This window comes from Mycobacterium sp. E2497 (assembly GCF_001668695.1).
Taxonomy (GTDB): Bacteria; Actinomycetota; Actinomycetes; order Mycobacteriales; family Mycobacteriaceae; genus Mycobacterium.
Window position 1 is genome coordinate 39,986 of record NZ_LZKD01000099.1, and the last position, 8,233, is coordinate 48,218.

8 protein-coding genes, 2 tRNA genes and 2 pseudogenes are annotated in these 8,233 nt (G+C 66.5%); 8 read left to right on the forward strand and 4 right to left on the reverse strand.

Features of this window, described 5'->3' with window-relative positions:
• The first annotated feature begins 15 nt into the window (after positions 1 to 15).
• The 4 genes from A5713_RS07620 (at position 16) to A5713_RS07635 (ending at position 2,661) form a co-directional block, all read left to right on the forward strand.
• Positions 16 to 813 (forward strand): fumarylacetoacetate hydrolase family protein, encoded by a 798-nt coding sequence (locus A5713_RS07620; protein WP_068094210.1) that lies wholly within the window; start codon positions 16 to 18, stop codon positions 811 to 813.
• Positions 810 to 2,279 (forward strand): glutamate--tRNA ligase, encoded by a 1,470-nt coding sequence (gene gltX / locus A5713_RS07625; RefSeq protein ID WP_082972834.1) that lies wholly within the window; start codon positions 810 to 812, stop codon positions 2,277 to 2,279. The genes A5713_RS07620 and gltX overlap by 4 nt, the downstream gene beginning before the upstream one ends.
• A gap of 165 nt (positions 2,280 to 2,444) precedes the next feature.
• A tRNA-Gln gene (locus A5713_RS07630) sits at positions 2,445 to 2,516 on the forward strand.
• Between the two features lie 72 nt (positions 2,517 to 2,588).
• Positions 2,589 to 2,661, forward strand: a tRNA-Glu gene (locus A5713_RS07635).
• 7 nt (positions 2,662 to 2,668) lie between these two features.
• On the opposite strand, the gene A5713_RS07640 is transcribed toward A5713_RS07635, so the two are convergent.
• Together A5713_RS07640 and A5713_RS07645 are read right to left on the reverse strand one after the other, a co-directional pair.
• The gene (locus A5713_RS07640) at positions 2,669 to 3,181 is read right to left on the reverse strand and encodes a pyridoxamine 5'-phosphate oxidase family protein (RefSeq protein WP_068094215.1); all 513 of its coding nucleotides are present in this window, start codon (positions 3,179 to 3,181) and stop codon (positions 2,669 to 2,671) included.
• 71 nt (positions 3,182 to 3,252) lie between these two features.
• Positions 3,253 to 3,954, reverse strand: a complete 702-nt coding sequence (locus A5713_RS07645; protein WP_068094216.1) for an IclR family transcriptional regulator — start codon at positions 3,952 to 3,954, stop codon at positions 3,253 to 3,255.
• An 87-nt stretch (positions 3,955 to 4,041) separates the two neighbouring features.
• Between A5713_RS07645 and leuC the strand changes: the two genes are divergently transcribed.
• The 3 genes from leuC (at position 4,042) to A5713_RS07660 (ending at position 6,941) form a co-directional block, all read left to right on the forward strand.
• Positions 4,042 to 5,469: a 3-isopropylmalate dehydratase large subunit gene (gene leuC / locus A5713_RS07650; protein ID WP_067918886.1), complete on the forward strand. Its 1,428-nt coding sequence runs from the start codon at positions 4,042 to 4,044 to the stop codon at positions 5,467 to 5,469.
• Between the two features lie 24 nt (positions 5,470 to 5,493).
• On the forward strand, positions 5,494 to 6,090 hold the full coding sequence (gene leuD / locus A5713_RS07655) for a 3-isopropylmalate dehydratase small subunit (protein ID WP_068059593.1): 597 nt from the start codon (positions 5,494 to 5,496) through the stop codon (positions 6,088 to 6,090).
• Positions 6,091 to 6,302: 212 nt separating this feature from the next.
• A complete protein-coding gene (locus tag A5713_RS07660) occupies positions 6,303 to 6,941 on the forward strand; it encodes an HU family DNA-binding protein (RefSeq protein WP_067918885.1) in 639 nt (212 codons plus the stop codon).
• 69 nt (positions 6,942 to 7,010) lie between these two features.
• Here A5713_RS07660 and A5713_RS07665 read toward each other — a convergent pair whose 3' ends face one another.
• The gene (locus A5713_RS07665) at positions 7,011 to 7,952 is read right to left on the reverse strand and encodes an NUDIX hydrolase (protein ID WP_067918884.1); all 942 of its coding nucleotides are present in this window, start codon (positions 7,950 to 7,952) and stop codon (positions 7,011 to 7,013) included.
• A gap of 84 nt (positions 7,953 to 8,036) precedes the next feature.
• Positions 8,037 to 8,165: pseudogene (locus A5713_RS29090) on the reverse strand (hypothetical protein); the annotation flags it as partial.
• Between A5713_RS29090 and A5713_RS29655 the strand changes: the two are divergent.
• A pseudogene (locus tag A5713_RS29655) lies at positions 8,158 to 8,233 on the forward strand (hypothetical protein); the annotation flags it as partial. The pseudogenes A5713_RS29090 and A5713_RS29655 sit on opposite strands and share 8 nt — an antisense overlap.

Genomic DNA, 8,233 nt, shown 5'->3' on the forward strand with positions numbered 1-8,233 from the left:
AGTAGGCTCAACGAAATGCGCCTTGGTCGAATCGCCAGCCCGGACGGTGTCGCCTTCGTCAGCATCGAGGGCGACCTCGCCGATCCCGCCGCGATGGTCGCCCGCGAGATCGCCGAGCATCCCTTCGGCACGCCGAACTTCACCGGCCGGTCATGGCCGCTGCCCGATGTGCGGCTGCTGGCCCCGATACTGGCCAGCAAGGTGGTCTGCATCGGCAAGAATTACACCGATCACATCGCGGAAATGGCCGAACTCACCGGGCCGGCGGCGCCGGATCCGATCATCTTTCTCAAGCCCAACACGGCCATCATCGGCCCGAACGTGCCGATTCGCTTGCCCGCCAACGCATCACCGGTGCATTTCGAGGGGGAGCTGGCTGCCGTCATCGGGCGGCCCTGCAAGGACGTCTCCGCCGCTCAGGCCGCGGACAGCATTCTCGGTTACACCATCGGGAACGACGTGTCCGCGCGTGACCAACAGAAGTCCGATGGCCAATGGACCCGCGCCAAAGGGCACGACACCTTCTGCCCGGTGGGGCCGTGGATCGTCACCGACGTCGACCCGTCGGATCTCGAGATACGAACCGAGGTCAACGGCGAAGTGAAGCAACACAGCCGGACCTCGCTGATGATCCACGACGTCGGCGCGATCGTCGAATGGATCTCGGCCGTGATGACCCTGCTGCCCGGCGACCTCATCCTCACCGGGACGCCCGCAGGAGTCGGTCCGATCGAGCATGGCGACACCGTCTCCATCACCATCGAAGGGATCGGAACGCTCACCAATCCCGTGCTCCGTAAGGGAAAGCCGTGACAGCCGAAACGAAAGTCCGCGTCAGGTTCTGCCCGTCGCCCACGGGCACCCCGCATGTCGGCATGGTCCGCACCGCGCTGTTCAACTGGGCCTATGCCCGGCACACCGGGGGCACCTTCGTCTTTCGCATCGAGGACACCGACGCCGAACGCGACAGCGAGGAAAGCTATCTGGCCCTGCTCGACGCGCTGCGCTGGCTCGGCCTCGACTGGGACGAGGGCCCCGAGGTCGGCGGACCCTACGGCCCCTACCGGCAGTCGCAGCGCAAGGAGATCTACCGCGACGTGGTGGCCCAATTGCTCGAAGCCGGTGAGGCCTACTATGCGTTCTCCACGCCGGAAGAGGTTGAGGCGCGCCACATCGCGGCGGGCCGCAATCCCAAACTGGGGTACGACAACTTCGACCGGCACTTGACCGATGCCCAGCGCGCCGCGTTCCTGGCCGAGGGCCGCAAGCCGGTGGTGCGGCTGCGGATGCCCGACGAGGACCTCGCCTGGGACGACCTGGTGCGCGGGACCACCACCTTCGCCGCGGGCAGCGTGCCGGACTTCGCGCTGACCCGCGCCAACGGAGATCCGTTGTACACCTTGGTCAACCCGTGTGACGACGCGCTGATGAAGATCACCCACGTGCTGCGTGGCGAGGACCTGCTGCCCTCGACGCCGCGCCAGATCGCGCTGTACCAGTCGCTGATCCGGGTCGGCGTCGCCGACCGCGTCCCGGAGTTCGCCCACCTGCCAACGGTATTGGGAGAGGGCACCAAGAAGCTCTCCAAGCGGGACCCGCAGTCGAATCTGTTCGCCCACCGCGACCGTGGCTTCATCCCGGAAGGGTTGCTCAATTACCTTGCGTTGCTGGGTTGGGCCATCGCCGACGACCGTGACCTGTTCAGCCTCGACGAGATGGTAGCCGCCTTCGACGTCGTCGACGTCAATTCCAACCCGGCGCGGTTCGACCAGAAGAAGGCCGACGCGCTCAACGCCGAGCACATCCGGATGCTCGAGCCGGCGGATTTCGCGGGTCGGCTGCGCGACTACTTCGACGCCCACGGCCATCGGCTCGGGTTGGATGACGCCGCCTTCGCCATCGCCGCCGACCTGGTGCAGACCCGCATCGTCGTGCTCGCAGACGCGTGGGACCTGCTGAAGTTCCTCAACGACGACGAATACGCCATCGACCCCAAGGCCGCGGCCAAGGAGCTCGGCGCGGACGCGGCCGCGGTGCTCGACGCCGCGCTTGCCGCGCTGGAGGGTGCCGCGGACTGGACCACGGCGCACATCGAGTCCGCCCTCAAGGCCGCGCTCATCGAAAATCTGGGCCTCAAACCACGCAAGGCGTTCGGTCCGATCAGGGTTGCCGCCACGGGAACGACGATCAGCCCGCCGCTGTTCGAATCGCTGGAGCTGCTGGGCCGTGACCGCAGCCTGCTGCGGTTACGCGCCGCGCGGGAAGCAGTCGGCCGTTAGGTGGGGGCCGCTTAAGGCCTCGCGGACCTCGCGTGCGGATTGTGTGCCGAGTCTTTGGTAGTCTGCACTGCGGCTCACAAAGCCGACAACGGTTGGCGGCGGCGGTCTTCCGAGCGGAGCGATATGGCTCGGAGTGGGCGTTGACCAGCGGTTTTAGGCAGCCGATGGGGTATGGTGTAATTGGCAACACAGCTGATTCTGGTTCAGCCATTCTAGGTTCGAGTCCTGGTACCCCAGCAAAACGTCACCACCTCAAGCGATTAGGTGGGCTTCTGAGTGTGAGCTATGCTGGCACTCCGGATCGTGTCTGGCCCCGTCGTCTAGCGGCCTAGGACGCCGCCCTCTCACGGCGGTAGCGTGGGTTCGAATCCCATCGGGGCTACAAACAACTATTGACCGGTCCCCAGCACGGCCGGGGCCGTGGAGCCACCCACCGGCATCGCCGGCAGCCCGAGTTTGCGATGGTCCCACGAGCGGGCGCGCCGCGCGACGATACGCACGCAGACGCGCTTGTTCATCATCTGCTCGACGAAGGGCTTCATCTCGTCGCTGTACGGGCCTGTGTAGCGCTCGAACACGCTGACGCCGACCCGGTGCGAGACGTCGGGATCATCGACGATCTCCGCGACGCCTTCGAATGACACTCCGCGCAACGTGTCGTAGGTGTCGCCGTCCTCGATCAGGAAGCTCACCCGCGGATCGCGTTTGAGGTTGACCGCCTTCTGCGACTTGACCTTGGTCTCGAGCCAGATCTCGCCGTCCACGACGGCGTACCACATCGCGGTCAGGTGCGGCTGGCCGTCGGGGCCGATGGTGGCCAGCGTCCCGGTGCGGCTCTTGACGACGAAGTCGGCGATCTCGTCTTCCGACATGACGATGCTCGCGCGCTGATTGGTTCCCATGGCGGTCAGTCTGTCAGGCCGCCCGGCGACGTTGCGTGCTGGTCGCCGAGACGCTTCTCGCGCGCGACGTTTCAGAGCCGGCGGGTGAGCGCCTCGGCCGCGGAAATCAGGTCCGCGGCCCAGCGCGCCCCCGGACGCCGGCCGATCCGGTCGACGGGTCCCGACACCGAGATCGCGGCGACGACGGCTCCGCGGCCGTCGCGCACGGGAACCGACACGCTCGCCACCCCGGGCTCTCGCTCGGCCACGCTTTGCGCCCAGCCACGGCGGCGCACTTCGGCCAGCGTGCGCTCGGTGAACTTCGCCGACGGCAGCACCGCCTTTTGCGTCGCAACGTCGCTGTGGGCCAGCAGCACCTTGGCGCCCGAGCCCGCCGTCATCGGCAAGCGCGCCCCGACCGGGACCGTATCGCGAAGGCCCGCAGTGGGTTCCAGGGCTGCCACGCAGACCCGTGTGGTGCCCTCGCGGCGGTACAGCTGCACGCTCTCCCCGGTGGTCTCGCGGAGCAGGGGAAGCACCCCCGCGCTGGCGGCCAGCAGCGGGTCGTTGACATGGGCGGCGAGCTCGGTGACGGCCGGGCCGAGTCGCCAGCGCCCCTCGTCGTCACGCGCCAGCAGGCGATGGACTTCCAGCGCGGCGGCCAACCGGTACGCGGTGGCCCTGGGCAATCCGGTCCGCTCGCACAGTTCGGCCAACCCGCAGGGGGATTGGGCGATCGTGTGCAGGATGCCGACGGCTTTGTCGAGAACCCCGATGCCGCTATGCTGTCTCACAAGGAGATACTAGCGTCTCGCATTCTGAGATCACAGCCCATGGTCGATCCGCGAGCCGCGCTTGAGGGGAATCGAGGCGAATTTCAGATGGGATCCGGCAAGCCGCGCACCCTGGCCGAAAAGGTGTGGGACGACCACGTTGTGGATAAAGGGAGCGCTCCGGAACAAGGAGGGGCGCCCGACCTGATCTACATCGACCTGCATCTGGTGCACGAGGTCACCAGCCCACAGGCTTTCGACGGGCTACGCATGGCCGGACGAGCGGTGCGGCGGCCCGATCTGACGCTGGCCACCGAGGATCACAACGTGCCCACCATCGACATCGACAAGCCGATCGCCGACCCGGTGTCGCGCACCCAGGTCGAGACGTTGCGCCGCAACTGCGCCGAATTCGGTGTTCGGCTCTACCCGATGGGCGACATCGAGCAGGGCATCGTGCATGTCGTCGGGCCGCAATTGGGCCTCACCCAACCGGGAATGACGATCGTCTGTGGTGATAGTCACACGTCGACGCACGGTGCGTTCGGCGCACTGGCGATGGGCATCGGCACCTCGGAGGTCGAGCATGTGCTGGCGACCCAGACGTTGCCGCTGCGGCCGTTCAAGACCATGGCGGTCAATCTCGACGGCGAACTGCCCGCCGGCGTGACGGCCAAGGACATCATTCTCGCCTTGATCGCCAAGATCGGCACCGGTGGCGGGCAGGGGCACGTCATCGAATACCGCGGCAGCGCCATCGAATCGCTGTCGATGGAAGGCCGGATGACGATCTGCAACATGAGCATCGAGGCCGGCGCCCGGGCTGGCATGGTGGCGCCGGACGCGACCACCTACGAATTCCTTCGCGACAAGCCGCACGCGCCGCAGGGTGCGCAATGGGACGCGGCGATGCGCTATTGGCAGCAGCTGCACACCGACCCCGGCGCCGCCTTCGACACCGAGGTCCACCTCGACGCGGCATCGCTGAGCCCGTTCGTGACCTGGGGCACCAACCCCGGGCAGGGCGTGCCGCTGGCCGGGGCCGTGCCTGACCCGGAGCTGATGACGGGCGACGCCGAGCGACAGGCCGCCGAGAAAGCGTTGGCTTACATGGACCTTCGTCCGGGCACTCCGATGCGTGACATCGCGGTCGACACCGTGTTCGTGGGCTCTTGTACCAACGGTCGTATCGAAGACCTGCGGGTGGTCGCCGACGTGCTGCGCGGCCGCAAGCTGGCTCCCGGGGTGCGGATGCTCGTGGTGCCCGGGTCCATGCGGGTGCGCGCCCAGGCCGAAGCCGAAGGGCTGGGCGAGGTTTTCACCGCCGCGGGTGCCGAATGGCGACAGGCGGGCTGCTCGATGTGTCTGGGGATGAATCCGGACCAGCTGGCGCCGGGGGAGCGTTGCGCGGCGACCTCCAACCGCAACTTCGAAGGGCGCCAGGGCAAGGGCGGCCGGACGCATTTGGTGTCTCCGGCCGTTGCCGCCGCGACCGCAGTTCGCGGCACATTGTCCGCCCCGGCCGATTTGAACTGACGTAATCGAGAAGAACGGATGACCATGGAAGCATTTCACACCCACACCGGTATCGGTGTGCCGTTGCGGCGGTCCAATGTCGACACCGATCAGATCATTCCCGCGGTGTATTTGAAGCGCGTCACCCGAACCGGTTTCGAGGACGGGCTGTTCGCCAGCTGGCGCTCGGATCCGTCATTCATCCTCAACCTCAGTCCCTTTGACCGGGGGTCGGTCCTGGTCGCCGGGCCCGATTTCGGCACCGGCTCGTCGCGCGAGCACGCCGTGTGGGCGCTGATGGACTACGGGTTCCGGGTGGTCATCTCGTCTCGATTCGGTGACATCTTCCGGGGCAACGCCGGCAAGGCCGGGCTCTTGGCGGCCGAAGTCTCCCAAGACGGCGTGGAACTGCTTTGGAAGCTCATCGAGCAGAGCCCGGGACTGGAAATCACTGCCAATCTTCAAGATCGAAATATCACCGCGGGAACGACGGTGTTGCCGTTCAAGATTGACGACCACACGGCCTGGCGACTCCTCGAAGGACTCGACGATATAGCCCTTACGCTGCGGAAACTCGACAAAATCGAGTCATACGAGGCCGCCTATCCGCAGTGGAAACCGCGCACTCTGCCCGCCTCCTGAACGGTCGAGAAGGGCGGAATTTCTTCTCGCTCACCTAACTAAACCGGCCCGATTTCCAAGTGCCCCCACCGGTCAAGGGCGGCAACCGGATTGCGAAACCGCCGATTGTCCGACCCTGAAATTGCGCGTGGCTCTTGGAAATTTGCTGGGTGAGGGTTTACCGTGTGCTCTAGTCGGTTCAAATCGAGGACCACTAGCGTCGGAGGGATTGGATGAATAAGGCAGAGCTCATTGATGTGCTCACACAGAAATTGAACACCGACCGTCGGCAGGCGACCGCCGCCGTCGAGAACGTCGTCGACACCATTGTGCGTGCGGTGCACAAGGGCGACAGTGTGACGATCACCGGGTTCGGTGTGTTCGAGCAACGGCGTCGCGCGGCCCGGGTGGCCCGCAACCCGCGTACCGGCGAGACGGTGAAGGTGAAGCCGACCTCCGTCCCGGCGTTCCGGCCCGGTGCTCAATTCAAAGCGGTTGTCTCTGGCGCACAGCGTCTCCCGTCGGAAGGACCTGCAGTGAAGCGTGGTGTAGTGGCAAGCGGCGCGGCCAAGAAGACCGCGGCGAAGAAGGCTCCCGCCAAGAAGGCCGCGGCGAAGAAGGCCGCTCCCGCCAAGAAGGCTCCGGTCAAGAAGGCGGCGACCAAGGCTCCGGTCAAGAAGGCCGCAACCAAGGCCCCGGCCAAGAAGGCCGCGACCAAGGCTCCGGTCAAGAAGGCGGCGACCAAGGCCCCGGCCAAGAAGGTCGTGGCGAAGAAGGCCGCCACCAAGGCTCCCGCCAAGAAGGCCGCGGCAAAGAGGCCGGCCAGCAAGGCTCCGGCCAAGAAGGCCACCGCGCGCCGCGGTCGCCGTTAAGTCAACAGTCACGCTCTAGACGCGAATACCCTTCGGGTGGCAGCGATGCGCCCGAAGGGTATTTGCGTGTTATGCCCGCACGTTGGCGGCCAGCGCCCCGCCGATGTGATCGGCTGCCACCAGTCGACCGCCCGACAGTGACAGCACCCAGGCGCTGCCCTTGTGGTTGCGCGACTTGTCGGGGCGCACCCCGTCTCGCGCGCACCACCAGGCGATCAGGTCCGGGATCACCTTGCCCTGTGTGCAAATGACCGGCGTCCCTTGCTGCTCGGCGATGGCCAGCATCCGGTTGCGGGCGCGTTTGGGACTCTTGGCGTAGGCCTCCTCGGTGAGGGCGGGCTCGTTGTGTACGGCGACGCCCAATTCCGCGGCGAGCGGTTCCACCGTCTGGTGGCAGCGCAGGCGGTCGGCCGCGTACACGTCGGTGGCGCCGAAGGCCAGCAGCTGCGGAACCAGCGCCTCGGCTTGCGCACGGCCCCGCTTGTCCAGCGGCCGCTGGGTGTCGTCGCCTTTGAAGCGCGATTTCCGGCCGGCGGTGCCGTGCCGGACCACGAGCACGGTATGCGTGTCAGCCGGATGTTTCATGAAGTGGCGCAACATTTTTCGATCATGCGAATAGGTGAGCATGTTCAGGGCGTCCGGCACCGGCACCCACACCAATTCGTCAACCTCGTTACCGGGGGTGAAGTCGCCGCCGGTGCTGCGCGCCGCCCAGTAGTAGACCTTCTTGACGCCCGCCTCGATCGGGTAGCTCACCATGTCCAGCCGCCTGCCCAGCACGCCGTGCTGGCCCGTCTCCTCGCACACTTCGCGGACCGCGGCGACGGGCGCCGTCTCGCCCGGGTCCACTTTGCCCTTGGGCAGTGACCAGTCGTCGTAGCGGGGACGGTGGATCACCGCGATCTCGAGGCCGGGGTTGGACGAGTCAGTCGGCCGCCACAAGACCGCTCCGGCGGCGTACACGATGCGGCTTCCCGAACGCCGAGCGGTGGACGAACTCTTGGTCGGCAACTCAACTCCTGCAGGTCAATTCGGTCGGGCCGAGCGCGTATCGCGGTGCGGCCGGAAAACAACCGTAATTCACCACGCAGAAGGTTACGGAGTGCGGTGCCGCTCCATCAACGACACTTGGTGATCGCGTACGCTGTGGCCGTCCTGCGGCGACGCGATCCACTGCCCGTCGGGTCCCAGCTCCCAGCACCGGGTGGACGGATCCAGCGCGGACATGATGCACCGCAACCTCGACCGGCGCGTCGAGGCGCTCGTTCAGGTCAAGGACCCGAGGCCGTTCT

Excerpts from the sequence above, each read along its gene's own strand:
- A5713_RS07620 (WP_068094210.1), top strand. The coding sequence starts at position 16 with ATGCGCCTTGGTCGAATCGCCAGCCCGGACGGTGTCGCCTTCGTCAGC.
- A5713_RS07640 (WP_068094215.1), bottom strand. The coding sequence starts at position 3,181 with ATGGGAACCAATCAGCGCGCGAGCATCGTCATGTCGGAAGACGAGATC.
- leuC (WP_067918886.1), top strand. The coding sequence starts at position 4,042 with ATGGGATCCGGCAAGCCGCGCACCCTGGCCGAAAAGGTGTGGGACGAC.
- leuD (WP_068059593.1), top strand. The coding sequence starts at position 5,494 with ATGGAAGCATTTCACACCCACACCGGTATCGGTGTGCCGTTGCGGCGG.
- A5713_RS07660 (WP_067918885.1), top strand. The coding sequence starts at position 6,303 with ATGAATAAGGCAGAGCTCATTGATGTGCTCACACAGAAATTGAACACC.